The 21,797-nt window shown below is 52.0% G+C and carries 18 protein-coding genes; 8 read left to right on the top strand and 10 right to left on the bottom strand.

The window, feature by feature from the left end:
• Nucleotides 1–335: 335 nt before the first annotated feature.
• The 9 genes from JF44_RS0114340 to JF44_RS0114295 all read right to left on the bottom strand — a co-directional run bounded on the left by JF44_RS0114340 (nt 336) and on the right by JF44_RS0114295 (nt 10,023).
• Nucleotides 336–1,193, bottom strand: a complete 858-nt coding sequence (locus JF44_RS0114340; RefSeq protein ID WP_033069653.1) for an ABC transporter permease — start codon at nt 1,191–1,193, stop codon at nt 336–338.
• A gap of 9 nt (nt 1,194–1,202) precedes the next feature.
• Nucleotides 1,203–2,081: an ABC transporter permease gene (locus JF44_RS0114335; RefSeq protein ID WP_052065933.1), complete on the bottom strand. Its 879-nt coding sequence runs from the start codon at nt 2,079–2,081 to the stop codon at nt 1,203–1,205.
• Nucleotides 2,078–3,187, bottom strand: a complete 1,110-nt coding sequence (locus JF44_RS0114330; RefSeq protein ID WP_033069652.1) for an ABC transporter ATP-binding protein — start codon at nt 3,185–3,187, stop codon at nt 2,078–2,080. Before JF44_RS0114330 ends, JF44_RS0114335 begins: the two co-directional genes overlap by 4 nt.
• 127 nt (nt 3,188–3,314) lie before the next feature.
• Nucleotides 3,315–4,406, bottom strand: a complete 1,092-nt coding sequence (locus JF44_RS0114325) for an extracellular solute-binding protein (RefSeq protein WP_081944454.1) — start codon at nt 4,404–4,406, stop codon at nt 3,315–3,317.
• A gap of 298 nt (nt 4,407–4,704) precedes the next feature.
• On the bottom strand, nt 4,705–5,823 hold the full coding sequence (locus JF44_RS0114315) for an ABC transporter ATP-binding protein (protein WP_033069650.1): 1,119 nt from the start codon (nt 5,821–5,823) through the stop codon (nt 4,705–4,707).
• A 26-nt stretch (nt 5,824–5,849) separates the two neighbouring features.
• Nucleotides 5,850–6,698, bottom strand: a complete 849-nt coding sequence (locus tag JF44_RS0114310) for a carbohydrate ABC transporter permease (protein WP_052065930.1) — start codon at nt 6,696–6,698, stop codon at nt 5,850–5,852.
• A 12-nt stretch (nt 6,699–6,710) separates the two neighbouring features.
• Nucleotides 6,711–7,649 carry a carbohydrate ABC transporter permease gene (locus JF44_RS0114305; RefSeq protein WP_156111699.1) on the bottom strand — a complete coding sequence of 313 codons (939 nt, stop codon included), beginning with the start codon at nt 7,647–7,649 and terminating at the stop codon, nt 6,711–6,713.
• 175 nt (nt 7,650–7,824) lie between these two features.
• Nucleotides 7,825–9,087, bottom strand: coding sequence for an ABC transporter substrate-binding protein (locus tag JF44_RS0114300; protein WP_033069649.1), 1,263 nt, complete (start codon nt 9,085–9,087; stop codon nt 7,825–7,827).
• 48 nt (nt 9,088–9,135) lie between these two features.
• Nucleotides 9,136–10,023 carry an N-acetylmuramic acid 6-phosphate etherase gene (locus JF44_RS0114295; RefSeq protein ID WP_033069648.1) on the bottom strand — a complete coding sequence of 296 codons (888 nt, stop codon included), beginning with the start codon at nt 10,021–10,023 and terminating at the stop codon, nt 9,136–9,138.
• A 272-nt stretch (nt 10,024–10,295) separates the two neighbouring features.
• On the opposite strand from JF44_RS0114295, the gene JF44_RS0114290 reads away from it, so the two are divergent.
• From JF44_RS0114290 to JF44_RS20200, 8 genes are all read left to right on the top strand, one after another.
• Nucleotides 10,296–11,177: a glucosamine kinase nucleotide-binding domain-containing protein gene (locus JF44_RS0114290; RefSeq protein WP_033069647.1), complete on the top strand. Its 882-nt coding sequence runs from the start codon at nt 10,296–10,298 to the stop codon at nt 11,175–11,177.
• Nucleotides 11,174–11,935 carry a GntR family transcriptional regulator gene (locus JF44_RS0114285; RefSeq protein WP_033069646.1) on the top strand — a complete coding sequence of 254 codons (762 nt, stop codon included), beginning with the start codon at nt 11,174–11,176 and terminating at the stop codon, nt 11,933–11,935. The genes JF44_RS0114290 and JF44_RS0114285 overlap by 4 nt, the downstream gene beginning before the upstream one ends.
• Before the next feature lie 42 nt (nt 11,936–11,977).
• Nucleotides 11,978–13,021 (top strand): SIS domain-containing protein, encoded by a 1,044-nt coding sequence (locus JF44_RS0114280; RefSeq protein WP_033069645.1) that lies wholly within the window; start codon nt 11,978–11,980, stop codon nt 13,019–13,021.
• Nucleotides 13,022–14,158: an N-acetylglucosamine-6-phosphate deacetylase gene (gene nagA, locus JF44_RS0114275; protein WP_033069644.1), complete on the top strand. Its 1,137-nt coding sequence runs from the start codon at nt 13,022–13,024 to the stop codon at nt 14,156–14,158.
• Nucleotides 14,159–14,200: 42 nt separating this feature from the next.
• Nucleotides 14,201–15,268: a Gfo/Idh/MocA family protein gene (locus JF44_RS0114270; protein ID WP_033069643.1), complete on the top strand. Its 1,068-nt coding sequence runs from the start codon at nt 14,201–14,203 to the stop codon at nt 15,266–15,268.
• 20 nt (nt 15,269–15,288) lie between these two features.
• Nucleotides 15,289–16,368: a class II fructose-bisphosphate aldolase gene (fbaA, locus tag JF44_RS0114265; protein ID WP_033069642.1), complete on the top strand. Its 1,080-nt coding sequence runs from the start codon at nt 15,289–15,291 to the stop codon at nt 16,366–16,368.
• A gap of 211 nt (nt 16,369–16,579) precedes the next feature.
• Nucleotides 16,580–19,408 carry an excinuclease ABC subunit UvrA gene (gene uvrA, locus JF44_RS0114260; RefSeq protein ID WP_033069641.1) on the top strand — a complete coding sequence of 943 codons (2,829 nt, stop codon included), beginning with the start codon at nt 16,580–16,582 and terminating at the stop codon, nt 19,406–19,408.
• A gap of 84 nt (nt 19,409–19,492) precedes the next feature.
• Nucleotides 19,493–20,703, top strand: a protein-coding gene (locus JF44_RS20200; protein ID WP_156111707.1) for an IS3 family transposase whose coding sequence is annotated in 2 segments (ribosomal slippage) — nt 19,493–19,832 and nt 19,832–20,703 — 1,212 coding nt in all. Because the reading frame shifts where the segments join, the coding sequence is not laid out codon by codon here.
• A gap of 55 nt (nt 20,704–20,758) precedes the next feature.
• Here JF44_RS20200 and JF44_RS0114245 read toward each other — a convergent pair.
• Complete coding sequence (locus JF44_RS0114245; RefSeq protein WP_238318460.1) at nt 20,759–21,676, bottom strand: hypothetical protein; 918 nt, start codon at nt 21,674–21,676, stop codon at nt 20,759–20,761.
• Nucleotides 21,677–21,797: the final 121 nt, after the last annotated feature.

Below are 21,797 nucleotides of genomic sequence, written 5' to 3'. Positions count from 1 at the left end.
CAAGTGACAGTTTTCGGAAATTTACTTTTTGAGCGTATAAATGATCAATATCGCAACGTTATTCGCGGTATTTAGTATCGATATGACGTGTGAAAATATTCATATGAACACCACGAAAACTACATATTGAGCATATTTCAAGTAGAGCCCGCTTTTCATGTTCCATAAATTTCGCAGGACAACTTTCTGATAAGTATTACATTTGTGTGTCTATTATGTTTCAATGCCATATTTACGTAATGACTAGTGGAAGCATGTTTCTGAGCTAAAATCAAAAAGGGCGGCACGAATGCCGCCCTTTTCATATTGTTCATTTACGAAGTGTTTTGCTTTGATCAACTTTTCTTGTCGCGTTGGACAAATACCGACAGCAACGCCAACCCGCCCGATACCAACATCAAAAGCAATGACAGCGCATTCAGCACTGGCGTTGACCCCTGTTTCAATCGATCAAACATCGCGATGGTTAAAGGGGCATCCGATCCAACCAACATCAGGGTCGTATTGAAGTTTTCAAAGGACATTAAAAAGGCAACGATCCCCGCCCCGATCAATGCGGGCTTCAGGAAGGGAATCGTGATGGTCCAGAGTGCCGCCCGGCGCGTTGCTCCCAGGTTCAAGGCGGCCTCTTCCAGACTTACATCAAATTTCCGAAGCCGCGCGGATATCACAAGCGTTGTAATCGTCGTGATAAAGGCAAATTGGCCAATGATCACCAGAAACAGCCCCGGACGCAGGAATTCAAGATCCCAGCCAATAGCTTCTTCAACACCGTTGGCGATGAAATTTGAAAATACCAGGATCGAAATACCCAGGATCACACCAGGGATCACCAAAGGCGACAGCGAAACGATGTAAAGAAAGTTCTTTCCCGGGAACTGGCTGCGTTCAAACAAAAACGCGTTGCAGGTTCCGACCGTTACCGACAGGACCGTTACCCAAAAGGCGACAAAGGCCGAGACCCCGACACTTTCCAGAAGCTTGCTGTCGTTGAAAATCCCGATATAGGGATCGCTGTCACCAAAGAACCAAGCCAGCGTGCCGCCTTCCCATGGCATGGATGGGAAGAGACTGTCATTGAAGGCAAACACACTGACCACAATTAATGGTGCGCTGAGATAGATGAAAAACAGTGCGATATAGCCCGCATAAAGGTGCTTGTAGAATTTGGGCTGTGGAATACTTGGAATCATGATCTCCCCCTATCCCACCGTTTGCGAAAGTGTTTGCTTGCTGAGCTTAAGACCAACCCAGACAATCACAGATGACAAAACCAGCAATAGGAAACCAAAGGCCGAGCCTGACTCCCAGTTGAAACGGGTAATGAACTGGGTATAGATCTGCTCAGTGAACCACAAACTGTCTTTGCCGCCCAAAAGGTTCGGCGTCAGATAGTTGCCAAGTGTCAGCATAAAGACAACGATACAGCCGGAGGCAATACCGGGCATGGCATGTGGAACAACGATATCGCGTGTAATCGTAAAGGCATTGCCACCCAGATCGTAGCCCGCCTCAATCAAGCTGTCATCGAGGCTATCAAGAACAGAGACCAGCGGCACGACCATGAACAGCATTGATGTATAAACAAGGCCGACCATGATTGCGGCATCGTTATACAGCATCTCAACGGGACCATCAGCAACACCAATCCACTGCAAAAGGTTGCTGATCACACCACTTTCACGCAGCAGGATCATCCAGCCAAAGGTGCGCACCAGTTCTGATACCCAAAACGGGATCAAACACATCAGGAACAGGGCATTCTTGCCCTTTCCGCGTATGACCTTGGCAATATAGTACGAGACGGGGAAACCGATAATCAGTGTCAACACCGTGGCAAAGATCGACATCACTGCCGTGCGGACATAGGTGTTCCAGTAAAGCGGTTCGGTGAAGAATTCGACATAGTTAATCAGGCTGAATTCATACTTCCCGTAGGAAATCCGTTCACGCAACGAAACCAACAGCAGATCGATATGCGGCAAGATCACCAGCAGGAACAGCCAAAGCAGCAATGGCAATGCCAGCAACAGCAATCCAAGCCGAAATCCGCCGCTTTTCACAGCAGCCGAGTTGCTCATACCCCTGCTCCATTCCCGTTGGACGCAAAGCAGCGAGTTTGTTCAACACTCCAGCCAAGATTAATCTCATCGCCCTCGCGAACAGAAGCAAACGCCCCCGTCTGAGGCAAGGCCACTGTCATTTCATGACCGGTCAGGCTTTCTCGAACCTGAAGGCTGCTCGCAGCACCGTTAAACAGAACGTTTTCGACCTTGGCCGAAAGTTTATTTTCAAACGAGCCGGCGTCATTGATCTCAATTGCTTCGGGGCGCACAAACACGTCAACCGACTGACCATCGGTAATGTGGTTGTTCGCGTCGCGTTTTGCGAAAACCCTACTGCCACTGGCAAGTTTGATTTCGACTTGCTGATCATTGCCGCCATTGACAATGCCGGTCCAGCGGTTGCTTTCGCCGACAAAACCGGCAACGAAAGAAGTCTGTGGATTATAGTAAAGGTCTTGCGGGGCGCCGACCTGCTCAAACCGTCCGGAATTCATCACCGCAACCTGATCAGACATCACCAAGGCTTCGGATTGGTCATGGGTGATATAGACAAACGTGGTGCCGATTTCGTGCTGCAGCTGCTTGAGTTCGACCTTCATATGCTCTCGAAGCTTAAGATCAAGCGCACCAAGCGGCTCATCAAGCAGCAGGACGGTCGGATCAAGTACGAGGCAGCGGGCAATAGCAATGCGCTGTTTTTGCCCGCCTGAAAGCTGGCTGATCTGCTTTGGACCAGAATCGGGCAAACCTACACGCGCAAGCGTTTCATTGACCTTTTTGGTGATGGTTGCCTTGTCAACGCCGCGGCGCTTAAGGCCATAGGCAACGTTTTCGGCAACATTCATCATCGGGAACAAAGCCAGATGCTGGAACACCATATTCACCGGACGGCGGTTTGGCGGAACCCCCAAAACCGAGTTCCCCTTGATCAGAATGTCGCCTGATGTCGGTGCCTGAAATCCCGCAAGCATACGCAACAATGTGGTTTTGCCACAGCCACTTGGTCCAAGTATGGAAAAAAACGATCCCTTTGGAATGGCCAGTGAAATGTCATTCACGGCAACAAATTGATCAAAGGTTTTGACCACGTTCCGGCATTCAAGGTCAAATTGGTCAGCCATGTGCGCCCTGTTCACTTAATTCTTTGTTGGTGGAGCTGATTGAACGAACGTCGCCGTTCTAAAAAAGCAGAATGTCCCCGGCACAAACCAGCGCCGGGGACAGAATATCTGGAAACCAAGGTGTTCCTTAGTTCGACTGTGCGGCTTTCACACGGTCAAGGGTCTTGCCTTCAAGAACTTCAAGGCCAGCCGGAACGGTCGGATACCATTTGATGTTATCAAGATCTGCCGGCGGGAAGCTGCCCTGGAACTGCGCTTTGAGCGTGTCATCGGCGAACTCGTCCGCACCTTTTGACGCGGTGAAGTTACCTGCGTTTGCGGTGATCTTTGCTGCGATTTCCGGCTGCATTACGAAGTTGATCCACTTGTAGGCGGCATCATCATTCTTGGATTTACGCGGAAGAACAAAGGTATCGATCCAGCCGAGCGCACCGGATTTCGGCGCAACAAAGGTAATGTCAGCATTATCATTGTTAAGCTTCCAGCCGCCGGTATCCCATGCCATCGCGGCAACAACTTCACCCGAACGTACCAGGTTCAGAAGCGCATCACCGCCTTCCCAATAGGTTTTGACGTTGGATTTACAATCGATCAGCTTGGCTTCAACCGCATCAAGGATTTCCTGGTACTTGGCTTCGTCGCCATATGCTGCGAACGGATCAAGCCCCATGGAATATGCAAAACCGATCAGAGTCGGGCGTTTCAGACGGTAAGAGACCTTACCGGCAACTTCCGGCTCACAAAGGTCAGTATAGTCAGCAACGTTCGGGGCCTTGGTCTTGTCAACGATCAGGCCACTGGTGCCCCAAACGTGCGGGACTGCATAAACTTCGCCGTCAACGGTCGTATTTACTTTGGTAGACTCAAGCATTGATGCGATGAACTTGTCACCATCAATCTTCGAAAGATCGATCGGCTTGTAAATACCGTACTCAAGCTGTGCACCGGCGATACGGTCCTGAGACGGCTGTGCAAGGTCAAACCCGCCGCCACCGGTAGCCCGGAGCTTGGAAATCATGTCTTCGTTGTTCGACAACGTCACTTCAACATCGATGCCGGTTTCTTTTTCAAACAGCTCGACAACTTCGTCCGGAGCGTAGCCGCCCCAGGTCAACAGGCGAAGCTCTTCAGCCTGAGCGGCCGAAACAATCGAGACCATTCCTGCAATTGCCGTAAGGCCGAGCAAGGAACCACGCAGTGCGCCGTGTTTCTTAGACATTTTGAATCCTCTTATAAACGTGATGGCTTTTCCCTGTGTCCGGATTGATGCTTTAGGCATTTTGTCAGCTTCCGGCACAGGCAGTATCGCAAACTTCGGTGTTGATACGAAAGGAAAAACGAACATTTTTTTTTCTTTCGAAAACATCGAGGTTATTTTTGCGCCAGCCCCTGCCAAGGACAAGTTAAAGTTCTGCAACAGTTTTCTGATCGTGCAGGGACGCATCACACATAAAATCAAAAAGGCGCCGCAAAGGGCGCCTCTTCTGAAGTTTATCATGTGCTGAGGGTGGGTTTATTTATTCCTCTGCACTGAATTCAGCAGGGTAATCGACCTTCACAAAGGCCTTGCCATCGCCATCAAACAGATGCGCAGCCCCTGCCGGAGCGGATGCGGTAACCATATCACCAATTTTGATCCGGCTATGCCCAGGTGCGCGAACCGTCACACGGTCCCCATTGGCAAGCTTGATATAGAGATATGTCGAGTCACCAAGCTTCTCGACCACGTCGACTTCACCATTGACGCTTAGGGTTTCCTCATCCCCCGGAGCCAAATGTTCCGGGCGGATGCCAAGTTCGACTATTTTTCCAACTTCGGACTGTGGCACTTCAAATGGCAACACCGATTTAATGCCACCAGGCGCGGAAACGGTTACTTTGCCCGGCGCGACGGCATCAATCCTGACATTGGTGAAATTCATCGCTGGCGAGCCAATAAAGCCTGCAACAAAACGGGTTTCAGGATGATGGTAAAGTTGCATCGGTGAACCGACCTGCTCAACATTGCCACCGTTCATGACCACGATCTTGTCAGCCAGTGTCATGGCTTCCACCTGATCGTGAGTGACATAGACGATGGTGGATTTCAGGTCCTGATGCAGCTTGGCGATCTCAAGCCGTGTTTGCACACGAAGAGCTGCATCCAGATTGGAAAGCGGTTCATCAAACAAGAACACCTTCGGCTGGCGCACGATCGCACGGCCAATCGCAACACGTTGGCGCTGACCACCGGAAAGTTCGGACGGACGACGGTCCAGCAATTGATCAAGTTGCAGGATGCGGGCGGCTTCACGTACACGCGCATCAATCGCAGACTTGTCTTGCTTGTCGAGCTTCAAGCCAAAGGCCATGTTCTTGTAAACAGTCATATGCGGGTAAAGCGCATAGGACTGGAATACCATCGCAATACCTCGGTCCCGTGGGCTTTTGGTATTGACCACATCACCATCAATCATCAATTCGCCGCCGGTAATTTCTTCCAGACCGGCAATGATGCGCAGCAATGTCGATTTGCCACAGCCTGACGGGCCGACAAACACAACGAACTCGCCATCCTTTACATCCAGATCGATACCATGCAGCACATCTACCGCCCCATAGCGTTTGCGGATCTGGTCAAGTTTCAAGTCAGCCATTTATTCAAGCTCCTATCAGCCAACAGTTACTTCACCGCGCCAGACGTCAGGCCGCGAATGAGTTGTCGGGAGAAAATCAGATAAAGGATCAGAATCGGAATGATCGCCAGGCTCAGCGAAGCCAGAACGGCGTTCCAGTCCGTAACGTATTGTCCAATGAACTGTTGCACACCCAGTGTGATGGTTTGCTTGCCATCACCGGGGGCCAGGATCAGCGGGAACCAAAGATCATTCCAGATCGGGATCATGGTAAACACCGCAACCGTTGCCACGGCAGGCCGGATCAACGGCAAAATGATCGCAAAGAAGATTTTGAATTCCCCGACCCCGTCACAGCGTGCTGCTTCTTTCAGATCCTTGGGGATTTGATGCATGAACTCGGTCAGGATAAAGATCGCCAGCGGAAGTCCCTGCGCGACATAGACCAGAACCAGTGCGGTCAAGGTGTTGACCAAGCCCAAATCAACAATCAGGTTCAGGATTGACACCGACCCGAGACGGATCGGGACCATGATCCCAATCGCCAGGTAAAGCGCCAGTGCGGTATTACCGGGGAATTTGTATTCCGACAGGGCCCATGCGGCCATTGACGCCAAAAGAAGGACAATCACGATGGTTACAATGGTGACCGTGAAGCTGTTATAGAAAAACAGTTCGAAATTGGATTTTGCCAGAACTTTAGTGAAACCCTCGATACTGAAGGTTTCAGCGTTGGGCAGCCCCATCGGATCACGGAAGATCCCCTTGCGGGTCTTGAAGGCATTGATCACGATCAAAAATATCGGATACAGCGCAACCAAGGTGTAGGTCAGCAGGATCGCATGCACGATAACGGCGCGGCTGGCGTCTTCCCTGCGAATATTTGAAAAACTCATGTTCGCCCCCGACTACATCTGATAGCGCGCCAAGCGGCGCTGAATGGCAAACAGATAGAACAGAACACCGCCCAGAATGATCAGGAACATCAGGGACGCAACTGTGGCCCCCAGATGCGGATTACCGAGCTGCAACTGATAGCCAAAGAATGTGCGATAGAACAACGTCCCCATGATATCGGTGGAGAAATTCGGCCCTGCGAGCGCACCCTTTACGGCATATATCAGGTCGAATGCATTGAAATTACCGACAAATGTCAGGATCGACACCATCGCCACGGTCGGTAAAACCAATGGCAATTTGATGTGGATGAAGACTTCAAAATGCGTAGCACCGTCGACAACGGCGGCATCAACCAGATCATCGGGGATCGCCAGAAGTGCTGCATAGATCAGCATCAACGGAATGCCTACCCACTGCCACACAGAGATAAAGGACAGCGTGATTAGCGCGCTAGCTTCCTTGCCAAGCCACGGCCCGAACAGCGACTTAAGACCGACAATATCAAGCAGGTCTGCACCAACACCCCAAACCGGGCTCAGGATCAACTGCCAGATGAAACCAACGATCACGACTGAAAGCATGGTCGGCATGATCATCATGGTGCGATAGGTATTGCGGAAACGAAGCTGTGGCAGGCTCAGAATACCGGCCAGTGCAATCCCGATCGGGTTTTGCACCAACATGTGGACAGCAAAGAACTTCATGTTGTTCCAGAAGCTGTTCCAGAAGACAGAAGCCCAATCCGGATCGGCCAGAATGGTTCGGTAATTATCCAGGCCGACAAAGGCCGCCTCGCCGCCACTTGGCGTCGCATAAAAACTGAGACGGATGGAATCGAGCAACGGATAGATCATGAACAATGTGTAGATGATCGTCGCTGGAGCCAGAAAGGCAATCACAGGCAGTTTTGCCTTGCGCCAATCGGTCATGGGGCCGGAATGCGCCATACCATGTCCTGTATTTCCAAGATTAAAGACTGAAGGTCACGTAAGCCTTCGAATGTTATCGACCGCGTATTTATCTGGCGATCAGCAGGGAACCTGTTGGCTACAAACCGTGCCCCTGTCAGGCAATTGAATAAGGATGGCAGAAACCAGACGCTCCTGCCATCCTTTCAATGTCTTATTGATGCGGTGCATACCACTTGGCTAGACCGGCTTCAGCTGCGCTGGCAGCTTCTTCCGGGGACAGCGTCTCGTTGATGACCTGAGCCGAAAGGTTCCACAGTTCATTTTCAAGGTTTGGCGTGCCACGCGAAAGGATCTGATACGAGTTACGAATGGTAGACTCGCATTCCTGACGCCAGCTTACGAACTCGCTTGCGACCGGGTCGGTGACTTCGACCTTATGGTTCGAAAGCGAGAAGAACCCAGGCAACGCGTTGGAATAAAGTTCAGCGAACTCGGAACCCGTCATCCATTCGAGGAACAGCTTGGCTTCTGCGGCATTCTCGGAGTTCGCATTCAGGCCAAGGGCAATATCCGTGTGGTCACTGATGTAGCAGGTGTCCGCACCTGCTGCCGCGGGCGGTGGGAATGCACCGAACTCAAAATCTGCCTGATTGTTAAACAGGGAAATATCCCATGAACCAGCCGGGTAAACAGCGGCACGTCCCAAGGAGAACAGGTTCTGCGCATCCGGATAGGAAATGGCTTCAAAGCCACTTGGCAGATAGTTCTTCCAAGTTGCCAGTTCCTTGAAGGTATCGACATAGGCGGCATCGGTGAATTTACCGCTGCCGTCAATCAACGCCTTGCGACCAGCTTCGCCGTTCCAGTAGTTTGGGCCAATGTTCTGGAAGCCCATGGTTGCTGCTTCCCACTGATCAGCAGTCCCCATCGCCATCGGAATGTAGCTACCGTCTTCCTTGATCTTATCCAGTGCCGCATAGAATTCTTCACGCGTGTTCGGAACATCAACGCCGACTTCCTCGAAAGCTTCCTTGTTATAAATGAAGCCGTGGATAACCGATGCCATCGGAAGGCAGAAAGTTGCCGAACCATCGTCAGTCTGCCAGGCAGATTTGGCAACGTCAGAGAAATTATCCATCCCGTTGAGGTCATCAAGCGGCGCGAGGTTGCCTTGCTTGAAAAGCTCAAGCGATGCGTCAAACGGACGGCAGGTAATCAGGTCACCTGCGGTGCCGCCAGCAAGCTTGGCATTGACCGATGCATTGTACTCGGTTGGTGGGGTCGGTTTGAACGACACCTTGATGTCGGGATGTTCTTCGTTAAATGCCGGAATGATTTTATCGTTCCAGATATCAATATCATCGTTACGCCAGCTCTCGATTACGAGTTCACCGGCAGATGCCAGCATCGGAACCAGGGCGACACTTGCCGCCAGGGCCCCGGCCAGGCCTTTTGCTAAGACTTTATTCGACATTTATGCCTCCTCTGATCAATGTCGGCGGACCGGCATCCTTGGATGATGTCAGTCCCTGTACTCCAGCGCTGCCCGGAGATTTCCATTAGACAGTGCAAGAATTTCCTGTGCCCGCGCCGGCGCGTGGCCCTTGACCACCAAAACGGCCGAGCGAATATCAAATTTTGATTTTTCAAGTGCTGCTTTGGCCTGTGCTTCGTCGCAGGATGCAATATGCACCACGATGCGGATTGCACGTTCATGCAGCTTGATGTTTTCGGCGCGCATTCCAACCATCAGGTTATCAAACAGGCGCCCAAGCTTGTTCATCACAAGCGTAGAAAGGATATTAAGCGCAGATTTTTGGGCGGTCCCTGCTCCCATTCGGGTCGAACCCGCAACGACTTCAGGTGCGCTTTCAAGATAGATTCCGCATTCTGCAATATCCAAAATCTTGCCGTCCGGATTGTTGCAAATGCCAACCGTATATGCGCCGCGTTCACGTGCCTTTTCTATCGCGCACACTGTATATGGTGTTGCGCCGCTCGCCGCCATCCCGATAACCGCATCTTGTTCAGTGATATTGTGCTGGGCAATCTCGTCGCTTGCGAGGTCGGCGTCGTCTTCTGCACCATTGAAGTCTTTTGGTTTGCTTTGCAGGCCACCGGCAAGCATTACGATTGTATGCTCTTCAGGCCAGCCAAAGGTACCGCCGAGCTCCTTGGCGTCCTGCCATGCAACAGTACCAGACGTCCCAGCGCCGACATAAACGAGACGCCCGCCGCCAGCAAGGCGACGCGCTATCCCGTTTGCCGCTGTAGCCAGATCCCCCAGGACCGGACCAACCGAGGCCACAGCGCGCATCTGACCTTCCCACAAGGCCATAAGGAAGTCGTCGTCGGACCATTGATCCAACCCGGCAAATCGCGAATCAAATTCTTCTGTGCGTGATGCCATTTTTCGTCTCCCTCTTCAAATTAAATACCATTGTGATACCAGCGACGCAAGCCACTTGATGAACATTTTACTGAAATGCCCCATTAAAACCCATAAAATGCCGATAAATCAATTAGTTAATAGATATTTTTCTCTGCTCTTTATGGCTTTATGTAAACTTACTGACACCAAACACAGACCATTTTCGGATTCATTGGAATTATATTGGTATTGCTTTTTAAGATACCACTCTGCTATGCTTCTTCCATAAACAGGAAGGCGGTTATCCAGATATGACAGACGAGCGGCTTTATCTTGGTGTCGACGGTGGCGGAACGCGTAGCCGTGTACGGATTGCGACAGAGTCCGGCAAGGTATTGGGCGAAGCTGTCCGTGGGGGTGCCAATACCCGATTAGGGATGGATCATATCTTTGGTGAAATAACCGCTGCTGCTGTTCAGGCGCTGATCGAAGCAGGCCTTGACGAGTCCCGAATTGGCGACCTGCATGCCGGCCTCGGTCTTGCAGGGTTGCCGCTTGAACGCGAGCGCAAGCTGATCGAAGCCTATCCTCACCCGTTTGCCAGTATTTGCTTTGCAACCGATGCCTACACCGCATGCCTTGGTGCACACAATGGTGAGAACGGCGCAATTCTCATTGTTGGTACTGGCACCTGTGGGCAGGCAATTATCGACGGCAAGGAGTTGTCGGTCGCGGGCTGGGGCTTTGAAATCTCAGATATAGGCAGCGGCGGCCGAATTGGGCGCGCCGCGATTGAAGCCGCCCTGCTCGCCCATGACGACTTGGCAGAGCAAACAGATCTTACCCGTTCTGTCATGGCGAAATTCGAACATAACCCTGAAAACATTGTTACCTTCGCCGAAACGGCGCGTCCGGCCGAGTATGGCGCGTTTTGCCCTATGGTCTTTGAGGCCGAGGCAAATGGAGATGTGGTAGCGACCAGCATCATCAATCATGCAGTCGCAGCAAACCTGAAGATTTTGCGCAAACTTGTGGCATTCGGGGCGCAACGCGTGTCGTTGATGGGCGGGCTTAGCGAACAAATGACCAGACGCATGCCAACTGACATTCAGAATCTGATTGTGCCTGCGAAATTTGATGCAATGCATGGCGCCATCCTGATGGCAAAGAATCACGAAAGAAATGCAACATGACAGCCACTCAGGACGTTATTGCAAATCTTAAAATACGTGACATTGAAAACACCGGAAACGGCCCCCTTTACCGTCGCCTGCAAACGGCATTAAAGGCCGTTATCGATGATGGCATTCTTCAGGTTGATGATGCCTTGCCCAGTGAACGTGATCTGGCTAATGAACTGGGTATTTCGCGTGTGACTGTGCGCAACGCCATGCGATCACTTGTTGAAGAAGGCGTTCTTGTTCAACGCCATGGCGCGGGAACATTTGTTGCTCCGCGTGTTGAACAGGCATTATCCAGGCTGACATCGTTTACCGAAGACATGATCACGCGCGGCATGGACCCGGGTGCAGTTTGGCTTGAAAAAACACTGGGTCATGCATCTCCGGAAGAAGCCATGGCACTTAACCTGTCGCCAGGAACAGAAGTCACCCGGCTTAGGCGTTTGCGCACAGCCAACGATAAACCAATGGCGCTTGAATATGCTGTGATCCCGCGTGCGTTCTTACCCAGCCCCGATGACGTTGACAAATCACTGTATGACGCGCTGGCCAAATACAACAAGAAACCTGATCGCGCCCTGCAGCGCTTACGCGCAGAACTTTTTGATGGCGAAACCGCCAAAATACTTGGCGTACCCGATGGCAGTGCCGCGCTTTATATCGAGCGCCGATCATTTCTGGCCAATGGGACACCCGTCGAATTCACCCGGTCTTATTACCGTGGTGACAGTTATGACTTTATTGCCGAAATGCAGGTCGATGCCCGCTGACGGCACCAGCGGGTACAAGTAAAAACTGAGGGAACACTGGACATGACAACAACTTGGCGCCCGAAAACACAGATGGGCCGCGAACTGGCGGAATCCCCGAAAGTTGTTGCGACACAACTGGACACCAACAGGGATGCGATCACCAAACTTGCTGAGGACCTTCGCGCCAACCCGCCAAAGTTCGTTGTAACCTGTGGCCGTGGCAGCTCTGACCACGCGACGCTTTATGCCAAATACCTGATTGAAAGCCAGCTTGGCATTCCGGTTGTCTCTTGCGCCCCGTCTATTGTGTCGATCTACAACCGCTCAATTGCGACCAGAGATGCACTTTTCATTGCCGTTTCCCAATCGGGAAAAAGTCCTGATCTGGTGGTCAATGCAGAAGCGGCACGCGACGCAGGCGCGCGCACTGTGGCCCTGGTCAATGTGGTGGACTCTCCGCTGGCTGACACCGTTGATCATGTCATCCCGCTGATGGCAGGTCCGGAAACGAGTGTTGCCGCAACCAAATCCTATATCGCGACCCTGACAGCCATCGCGCAGATCGTTGGTGCATGGACAGGCGATACGGCATTTAATGACGGCATTGCTCAACTTCCCCAATCATTGGCAGCAGCCCTTGATCAAGACTGGATGGGCGCGACTGAAACCATTGCCAAGTCAAGAGGGCTTTATGTTATTGGTCGTGGCCCGGCATTTGCGATTGCTCAGGAAGCGGCACTTAAATTTAAAGAAACCAGCAGCTTGCACGCCGAAGCTTTCAGCGCGGCTGAAGTAAAGCACGGACCAATGGCGCTTGTGACGCCGACGTTTCCGATGCTGGTGTTTTCCCAACAGGATGCTTCACGCGATAGCGTCGAAGGGTTTCTAAGCGACATGCGTGCAAAAACAGACAATCTGCTCGCCGCAGAAACAGGGTTTGCCGATATAAAGGGCCACCTTCCGGTGGTCGAGGATATCCACCCGCTTCTTGCCCCCATCGCGATGATCCTGACATTCTACACTCTGGCTGAAAGTGTTGCTTTGGCCCGTGGCTGCAACCCGGATGCGCCACCACACCTTTCGAAAGTCACGGAGACCCGCTAAATGTCTGCTTTTGCCATTACAAACGCCCGTCTTTTCGACGGAACAAATTTTCAGGAAGGCAAAGCCGTTGTCGTTCGCGATGGCAAGATCGACGCGATCTGCAACGCAAGCACCCTGCCCGATGATATTGAAGTAATTGATGGCATGGGCCAAACACTGGCGCCTGGCCTGATTGATGTTCAGGTCAATGGCGGTGGTGGCATATTGCTTAATGATCGGCCTGATATTGATGGCATACAGGCCATTATGGCAGCCCATCGCAAATTTGGCACGACGGCAATGCTGCCAACCTTGATCACGGATTACCGTGACAAGATGGAATCTGCCATCAATGCTGTCCAACAGGCAATCGACGCAGGTGTGCCCGGCATTGTCGGCATTCACCTTGAAGGTCCGTACCTGAACACCGAACGCAAGGGGGTGCATTCGGCTGACATCATCCGCCCAATGGAAGATGACGCGATAAACCTTCTGACCCGCCTGTCAAATGGGCGGGTTTTGGTGACGATGGCACCGGAAAGGGCCGCAAAAGGCACGATCCAATCACTAGCGGACAAAGACGTTCTGGTGTGCGCTGGTCATACTGCAGGCACCTATGACGACATTCAGGCTGCTATTGGTGAAGGCATGCGGGGTTTCACCCACCTGTTTAACGCCATGAGCCCCATGACACATCGTGAGCCGGGTGTTGCCGGGGCTGCGATGGCTGATGACAACACATGGTGCGGCCTGATTGTTGACGGCTATCACGTGCATCCGGCTGCTTTGAAAATTGCAATAAACGCCAAGGCAAGCGGCAAGATTATGCTGGTGACCGATGCCATGCCAACTGTCGGTGCAGCTAATAAACGCTTTACCCTTGGTGGTGAGGAAATCGTCGCAACAGATGGTCGTTGCGCCCTTGCCGACGGTACGCTGGCCGGTTCGGATTTGGACATGATCTCTGCGGTCAAGAACTGTGTCGAAATGGTGGGCATCGAACTTGGCGAAGCGCTGCGCATGGCGTCACTTTATCCGGCAACGTTTCTTAGGCTTGATGATCAGATGGGCCGGATCGCTCCGGGGTATAATGCCGATATCATCTTGTTTGATGGTGCATATAATGTGACACGCAGCTGGATCAACGGCGCGGAATAACAAACACAATCAATTATTTATCAGAATTTCAGGAGGCACCTAATGAAGCCGGTTCGTATTCTAGTCGTTGGCTTGGGCAATATGGGATTGTCCCACGCAAAAGCCTATCATGCGCTTGATGGATACGAGATCGTTGGTATTTGCGCCAGATCCCCCATTCCGGCCGAACGACTTCCTGATGGCTTTAGCGATTATCCACAGTTCACCGATTATTTTACCGCACTCGCGGAAACCAAGCCGGATGCGGTTTCGATCAATACCTACACCGAAACCCATGCTGAATTTGCGATTGCAGCGTTCGAAGCCGGGGCGCACGTCTTTATTGAGAAACCTCTTGCAGCCACGGTTGAAGATGCCGAACGGGTTGTCTCCGCCGCAAAGAAGCATGACCGTAAACTCGTCATTGGCTATATCCTGCGTCATCACCCGTCTTGGGAAAAATTTGTCGAAATCGCCAAGACGCTTGGCAAACCGCTTGTCATGCGCATGAACCTGAACCAGCAAAGCAGTGGTGCCTTCTGGGAAACCCATAAACGCTTGCTCAACAGTGTTTCACCAATTGTCGATTGCGGGGTTCACTATCTTGACATTATGTGCCTGATGACAGGTGCCAAACCGGTTTCAGTCAATGCGATGGGGGTTCGCCTGTCAGACGATGTTGCCCCGGACATGTATAACTACGGTCAACTTCAGGTCCGTTTTGATGATGGATCGATTGGCTGGTACGAAGCTGGCTGGGGGCCAATGATCAGTGAAACAGCGTTCTTTGTTAAAGATGTGATTGGCCCAAAAGGCAGTGTTTCAATTACCGATGTTGAAGAAAAAGGCGCTGGTTCGGCCGATATCGACACTCACACCAAAACAAACGCGCTAAAACTTCACCATGCTGCCACAAACAGCGCCGGAGAATTTTCACATTCTGACGAGATCATTCGTACGGACGATGAGCCCGATCATGACGCCCTGTGTCTGCGCGAACAGCAATTTTTCCTAAAGTCTATAACAGAAGAACTTGACCTGACGCAGCATATGGAAGATGCATTGGGCTCTTTGCGGATTGCCCTTGCCGCGGACCAATCGGTTCGCACGGGGGTACCTGTTTTACTCTGACCCCCAGGAGGAGTACCCACATGCCTTCCGTTAAACCCGGTGTTGTTACCGGTGCTGCCTATCGTGAACTCGTCGCTGCCTGTAAGCAGGACGGTTACGCCCTCCCCGCTGTGAACATCACATCGTCAAGCACGATGAATGCCGCACTTGAAGCCGCTGCAAATGCCGGTTCTGACATTATCATTCAGCTTTCGAATGGTGGCGCACAGTTCTTTGCCGGCAAGGGCATCAAGGACGCCGCTGCTGCCCGCGTTTTGGGCGCTGTTTCGGCTGCACGCCATGCTCAGCTTCTTGCTGAACATTATGGTGTGGCTGTTGTCATGCATACCGACCATGCGAACCGTAAGTTCGTGCCTTGGGTCGATGAAATGCTGAAATGGAGCGAAAAGGCCTATGCCGAGACTGGCAAGGCGCTTTACAGCTCTCACATGCTTGATCTTTCCGAAGAGTCCGTTGAAGACAACCTTGCAACTTGCGAGACTTTCCTGAAACGGATGTCTGCCATTGAGATGAGCCTGGAGATCGAACTGGGCGTCACCGGCGGCGAAGAAGACGGTATTGGTCAGGAACTTGATACCTCGGTCGAGGAAATTGATCCGCGCCTCTACACCCGTCCGGAAGAAGTTGAAGAAGCCTATCGTCGCCTCTCCCCGTTGGGACATTTCTCAGTCGCAGCAGCGTTTGGTAACGTTCACGGCGTCTATAAGCCGGGCAACGTCAAACTTCGCCCGGAAATTCTTCTGGAAAGCCAAAAATACGTTGCCGAGAAACATGGTCTTGAAGGCCGTCCGCTCGACTTCGTATTCCATGGCGGCTCGGGGTCGGAAAAAGAGAAAATCGAAGAAGCCGTCAGTTATGGCTGCTTCAAGATGAACATCGACACAGACACCCAGTTCGCCTACGCCCGACCAGTTGGTGAATATGTCGAAGCAAACGATCGTGCCTTCAAGTATCAGGTCGATCCGGAAACCGACAAACCGTATAAAAAACAATACGATCCGCGTGTCTGGATCCGTGAGGCAGAATTGTCCATGGCAACCCGCCTGGAAGAGGCCTTTAAAGACCTTGGCGCAACGGGACGTTCCGTCACCAAAGGTTAAGACTGGACTGGGTTATCTGACCCTGACAGTCAAAAGATTTATGAAGCCCGCCGGACTTGTTCGGCGGGTTTTTTCGTGGCTCCATCTCCGACGGGATTGAGAAATGACGGTCTCCTGACAAATACTGACAGGAACTGTCAGGGGGTTGCTTGCGTATATGGTATTGCTCCTCTATACAGACTTCGAACAATTCAGGAACAAAAGGCCCGACATGCTGACGAAAATCACCGTTCACGGCGCAAAAGAACATAATCTTCAGAACATCAATGTTGAGCTGCCGCGCGATTCCCTTGTGGTGATTACCGGGCTGTCTGGGTCTGGCAAAAGTTCGCTGGCATTTGATACAATCTATGCCGAAGGCCAGCGCCGCTATGTCGAAAGCCTGTCGGCTTATGCCCGCCAGTTCCTTGAGTTGATGCAAAAGCCAGATGTCGAATATATCGACGGCCTGTCTCCGGCAATCTCGATCGAGCAAAAAACCACGTCACGCAATCCGCGCTCGACCGTCGGCACCGTCACCGAGATTTATGACTATATGCGTCTGTTGTGGGCGCGCGTTGGCATCCCCTATTCGCCTGCCACAGGTCTTCCGATTGTCAGTCAGACTGTTTCGCAGATGGTTGACCGTGTGATGGAGATGGAAGAAGGTACGCGTCTTTACCTTCTGGCGCCGATCGTGCGTGGCCGGAAAGGCGAGTACAAAAAGGAATTGCGTGAACTCCGTGCGCGCGGCTTCCAGCGTGTCAAAATAGATGGCGAAATGTATGACATCGACGAAGCACCGGAGCTGAATAAAAAATTGAAACACGACATATCGGTCGTGGTTGATCGACTGATCGTCAAGGATGGCATTACCACACGCTTGGCCGATAGTTTTGAAACCGCCCTTGAACTGACCGATGGCATTGTGCTGACCGAAGATGCCAAAACCGGTGACACCACCGTGTTTTCAGCAAAGTTCGCCTGCCCTGTTTCGGGTTTCACGATTGAAGAAATCGAACCGCGCCTGTTTTCGTTCAACAATCCGTTTGGCGCCTGCCCGGCCTGTGACGGCCTTGGAACCCAGATGGAGTTCGATCCCATGCTGGTTGTGCCTGATGAAAGCAAGACGCTGGAAGACGGGGCCGTTGCACCATGGGCCAGCACCACGTCAAAATACTATCTGCAAACCCTGAAATCGGTCGCAAAACACTTTGGGTTCAAAACCAATGTCGCTTGGGGAAAGCTGCCCAAGAAAGCACAGGACATCATCCTGCATGGCTCTGGCGAGGAAGAAGTCACCGTCACCTATGATGACGGTTCACGCAGTTATAAGGTGTCGCGCCCGTTCGAAGGCGTCATTCCCAATATGTCACGTCGCTGGCGCGAAACCGACAGCCAGTGGGCCCGTGACGAACTTTCCAAATACCAGATGGTATCAAATTGCCCAACCTGTTCTGGCAAACGGTTGAAACCCGAAGCATTGGCCGTCAAAGTTGATAATTGCGACATTTCGCAGATCACGAACCTGTCGATTGCCAAAGCGGGTGACTGGTTCCTGGCACTCGAAGAGAAACTCAGCGCCAAAGAAACCGAAATCGCCCGGCGCATCCTGCGCGAAATCAATGATCGCTTACGCTTTCTGCGTGATGTCGGGCTGGATTATCTTTCAATGTCTCGGACCTCAGGCACCCTGTCGGGTGGCGAAAGCCAGCGTATTCGTCTCGCGTCCCAAATAGGGTCTGGCCTGACCGGGGTCCTGTATGTGCTTGATGAACCGTCTATTGGTCTGCATCAGCGTGATAATGACCGGCTGCTTGAAACACTGAAACGTCTGCGCGACCTCGGCAACACGGTCCTTGTCGTTGAACATGACGAGGACGCCATTCGCGCGGCCGATTATGTTGTTGATATGGGCCCGGGTGCCGGTATTCATGGCGGCCGCATCGTTGCCGAAGGCACCCCCGATCAGATTCAGCAAAACCCAGACAGCCTGACCGGAAAATACCTTGTTGGTGTTGAACAGATTGCTGTGCCAAAGGAACGCCGCAAGGGCAATGGCAAAGCGATTTCCATCAAGGGGGCCACGGCCAACAACCTTCAGGGGGTTGATGTTGATTTCCCGCTGGGCAAGTTCATCTGCGTAACCGGGGTTTCAGGTGGCGGCAAATCAAGCCTTGTGATTGAAACGCTCTATAAGGCGCTTGCCAAGCGTATGCATAATGCCCGCCATCACCCGGGTGCGCATGATGAGATCACCGGTGTCGAGTTAATCGACAAAATTATTGACATCGACCAAAGCCCGATTGGCAGAACGCCACGTTCCAACCCGGTCACCTATACCGGGGCCTTCACGCCGATCCGTGAATGGTTCGCACAATTGCCCGAAGCAAAGACACGCGGATACAAGCCGGGCCGTTTCTCATTCAACGTCAAAGGCGGGCGTTGTGAAGCATGTCAGGGCGATGGTGTGATCAAGATCGAAATGCACTTCCTGCCAGACGTTTACGTCGAGTGCGATCAGTGCAAAGGTCATCGCTACAACCGTGAGACGCTTGAAATATCTTTTAAAGGCAAATCGATATCCGACGTTCTTGACATGACAGTCGAGGAAGGCGCCGACTTCTTTAAGGCAGTTCCTTCGATCCGCGACAAGATGGAAACACTAAAACAGGTTGGTCTGTCCTATATCCATCTGGGGCAGCAGGCCACGACCCTTTCGGGTGGCGAAGCCCAGCGCGTCAAGCTTGCCAAGGAACTGTCTAAACGTGCGACAGGCCGGACGATTTATATCCTTGATGAACCCACGACGGGTTTGCATTTCCACGATATTCGCAAATTGCTTGAGGTGCTTCATACCCTTGTCGATCAGGGCAATACGGTCGTCGTGATTGAACATAATCTTGATGTCATCAAAACCGCTGACTGGATCCTTGATATTGGCCCTGAGGGGGGTGACGGCGGTGGTCAATTGGTTGGCACAGGCACGCCCGAAGACCTAATGGCCAATGAACGCAGCTATACCGGCCGGTATCTTAAGCGCCATCTTGGTCTGGAATAGACGCCAAAAGGGCAGCATCACGCTGCTCTTTTATTTCTTGCTTTGTCTCGTCCTGAAATACGTTGTCACCTACAGGAGCTGACAATGTCGACTTCAGGAACAGCGCGCCGTAAGCGCACGCAACGTGATTACAATATGGGCTTTAAACTGGCTGTCGTGGATCAGGTCGAAAAAGGCGAGATGACCTGCAAGCAGGCACAATCGCGCTATGGCATTCAGGGACGCAGTACAGTCCTGAACTGGTTGCGCAAACATGGTAAGCTCGATTGGTCCATAACGAGGCAACCAACCATGTCCCCATTGAAAGAAACACCTGAACAGAAGATCAAGCGCCTTGAAAGGGAGCTTGAAGACGAACGGATCCGCGTCATGGTGATGGATGGCATGATCACCATCATGGATGAGGAATATGGAGCGGGCCTGCGAAAAAAGTACTTATCCGAACTGCGAGAACATTACAGGCGCAAGGGCAAGTCAGTCTGAGCCGGATCTGTCGCTGTTTTGGCCTTTCCAGGCAATCGGTTTACCAGTTGCTGCAACGTCGTCGCCTGCGGAAAGAACAGCTCGCACCACTTTATGATTGTGTCATGCGCCTGCGCCAGCACATGCCCCGGATTGGCGGGCGTAAACTCTATCATTTACTGCAAGAGGATTTGCACCGTCTTGGCATCAAAATGGGGCGAGACCGGCTGTTTGACTGGCTCAGGGAATACCGTCTTCTGGTGCGGCCACGAAAGAACTATACCAAAACCACCTATAGCAAACACTGGATGAGAAAGCATCCGAACCTGTTGGCAGGGTACAAGCCAAGCCGTCCCGAGCAAGTGTTTGTCAGCGACATCACCTATGTCGAAAGTGATGAAGGTGTGCATTATCTGTCAATGGTGACAGACGCCTTCTCGCGCAAGATCATGGGGCATGTGTTGAGCTACAGCATGGCCGCTTCTGAGGTTGTCGGAGCCTTGAAGCAAGCAATCAAAAACCGGATCACCAAAGAGCCGCTGATCCATCATTCTGATCGGGGGCTCCAATATTGTTCAGGCTGCTATCAGAAGGTTCTAAGAAAACATCAAATCACACCGTCAATGACCGATGGCTATGATTGTTATCAGAATGCCTTGGCCGAGCGCATGAACGGTATTCTTAAGCAGGAGTTCCTCTTGCATCGGTGCAAAACCTTCGAGGATCTCCGCAAACTGGTCAAGGAGGCCATCGATACTTACAATACCATGCGACCGCACATCGCTTTGGGGATGCAAACACCAGAAAATGTGCATCAAAAAGCCAGCGGATGATCATCCGCTGGCTCACTGAAAACCGTCAACCTATTTTAGGACGGCACACTTGTCGTCACCCGGGGCTGCTTACCCTGTCCTCTACCCGCTTGACCAATGCGGTACTCAGCCGTTCGCTAAACCCGGACAGGAACGCGAAGACCAGCACGATCGAGATTTGTTGACCTGCCGCTGCGGAGTTGCCGATTTGATCAAGGTCATCGAGCTTATGCAGCTCATCAAGTGGAATTGGCAGAATACCTGCACGTAGTGCTAATAAAACCAGCAACGCAAAACAGAACCCCATGCAAGGTCGGAACAGGAAATTAAAGAATACGGATGCGGGTTCCATTTCGTTCCAAGGGATATCCTTGCCCAATCGCATCATCATGCTGGTCAAGGCACCAATGGCACCAAAACTGCCGACAACAAACAGAAGGTCGTAACTGAACCCGAACAGCTTGCCGCTGCCGGTACTGATAATGTTGTCGACCTGGATAAACAATAAAACAGAGAAGATCAGAACGATTGGCGATAACGCCAGTGCCAACGCAGCGATGCGAAGGCTTTTGTTAAACGCCTTCTCGACCGGATTAGTTTCAGGTAACAGCTTTGGGCGTTCTTTCTGATCGTGCCTGATGTCGTGAAGGTATCCTTGCACAAATCCGTCTCGCCCTTGATTAAGGGCTAACAACATGATCACGGCATCTGATTTCTTGCGCTCGAGAAACACTTCGGCCTGTGGATTGTTCGTCGGGTGGGCCAGATCTTCACGCCACCATCGCAAGAAAGACCGCATAACCAGCGATGATCGCCATCCCTGACGGGTGGCAACGACATACTCGATCATGCTTTCGATATCTGCAGGGCTAGACGCCCCCTCACCCAAACCGCCAAAGGGAAAACCGAGGCGACGCTCCTTGATTTCCGCCTGATTTTCAGACACCTCGGAATAATCGACTTCCCTGTCCTTCCTGCACTCAGGCTCAGACACGTGCCGCCTGCGTGGCACAAGTGAAATCACCGGACAGTGCGTAGGATCGTAACCATAGGGATGATGCGGGTAACTCATGGGGTGCCATCTTCGCGTTATCGGGACAGAACGGCTCTGGCCT

Origin of the sequence: Thalassospira australica, from assembly GCF_000763295.1 — a bacterium.
Classification (GTDB): Bacteria; Pseudomonadota; Alphaproteobacteria; order Rhodospirillales; family Thalassospiraceae; genus Thalassospira; species Thalassospira australica.
This window is presented reverse-complemented; position numbering and strand designations above follow the sequence as displayed.

Excerpts from the sequence above, each read along its gene's own strand:
- JF44_RS0114340 (WP_033069653.1), bottom strand. The coding sequence starts at position 1,193 with ATGATTCCAAGTATTCCACAGCCCAAATTCTACAAGCACCTTTATGCG.
- JF44_RS0114335 (WP_052065933.1), bottom strand. The coding sequence starts at position 2,081 with ATGAGCAACTCGGCTGCTGTGAAAAGCGGCGGATTTCGGCTTGGATTG.
- JF44_RS0114330 (WP_033069652.1), bottom strand. The coding sequence starts at position 3,187 with ATGGCTGACCAATTTGACCTTGAATGCCGGAACGTGGTCAAAACCTTT.
- JF44_RS0114325 (WP_081944454.1), bottom strand. The coding sequence starts at position 4,406 with ATGTCTAAGAAACACGGCGCACTGCGTGGTTCCTTGCTCGGCCTTACG.
- JF44_RS0114315 (WP_033069650.1), bottom strand. The coding sequence starts at position 5,823 with ATGGCTGACTTGAAACTTGACCAGATCCGCAAACGCTATGGGGCGGTA.
- JF44_RS0114310 (WP_052065930.1), bottom strand. The coding sequence starts at position 6,698 with ATGAGTTTTTCAAATATTCGCAGGGAAGACGCCAGCCGCGCCGTTATC.
- JF44_RS0114305 (WP_156111699.1), bottom strand. The coding sequence starts at position 7,649 with ATGGCGCATTCCGGCCCCATGACCGATTGGCGCAAGGCAAAACTGCCT.
- JF44_RS0114300 (WP_033069649.1), bottom strand. The coding sequence starts at position 9,087 with ATGTCGAATAAAGTCTTAGCAAAAGGCCTGGCCGGGGCCCTGGCGGCA.
- JF44_RS0114295 (WP_033069648.1), bottom strand. The coding sequence starts at position 10,023 with ATGGCATCACGCACAGAAGAATTTGATTCGCGATTTGCCGGGTTGGAT.
- JF44_RS0114290 (WP_033069647.1), top strand. The coding sequence starts at position 10,296 with ATGACAGACGAGCGGCTTTATCTTGGTGTCGACGGTGGCGGAACGCGT.
- JF44_RS0114285 (WP_033069646.1), top strand. The coding sequence starts at position 11,174 with ATGACAGCCACTCAGGACGTTATTGCAAATCTTAAAATACGTGACATT.
- JF44_RS0114280 (WP_033069645.1), top strand. The coding sequence starts at position 11,978 with ATGACAACAACTTGGCGCCCGAAAACACAGATGGGCCGCGAACTGGCG.
- nagA (WP_033069644.1), top strand. The coding sequence starts at position 13,022 with ATGTCTGCTTTTGCCATTACAAACGCCCGTCTTTTCGACGGAACAAAT.
- JF44_RS0114270 (WP_033069643.1), top strand. The coding sequence starts at position 14,201 with ATGAAGCCGGTTCGTATTCTAGTCGTTGGCTTGGGCAATATGGGATTG.
- fbaA (WP_033069642.1), top strand. The coding sequence starts at position 15,289 with ATGCCTTCCGTTAAACCCGGTGTTGTTACCGGTGCTGCCTATCGTGAA.
- uvrA (WP_033069641.1), top strand. The coding sequence starts at position 16,580 with ATGCTGACGAAAATCACCGTTCACGGCGCAAAAGAACATAATCTTCAG.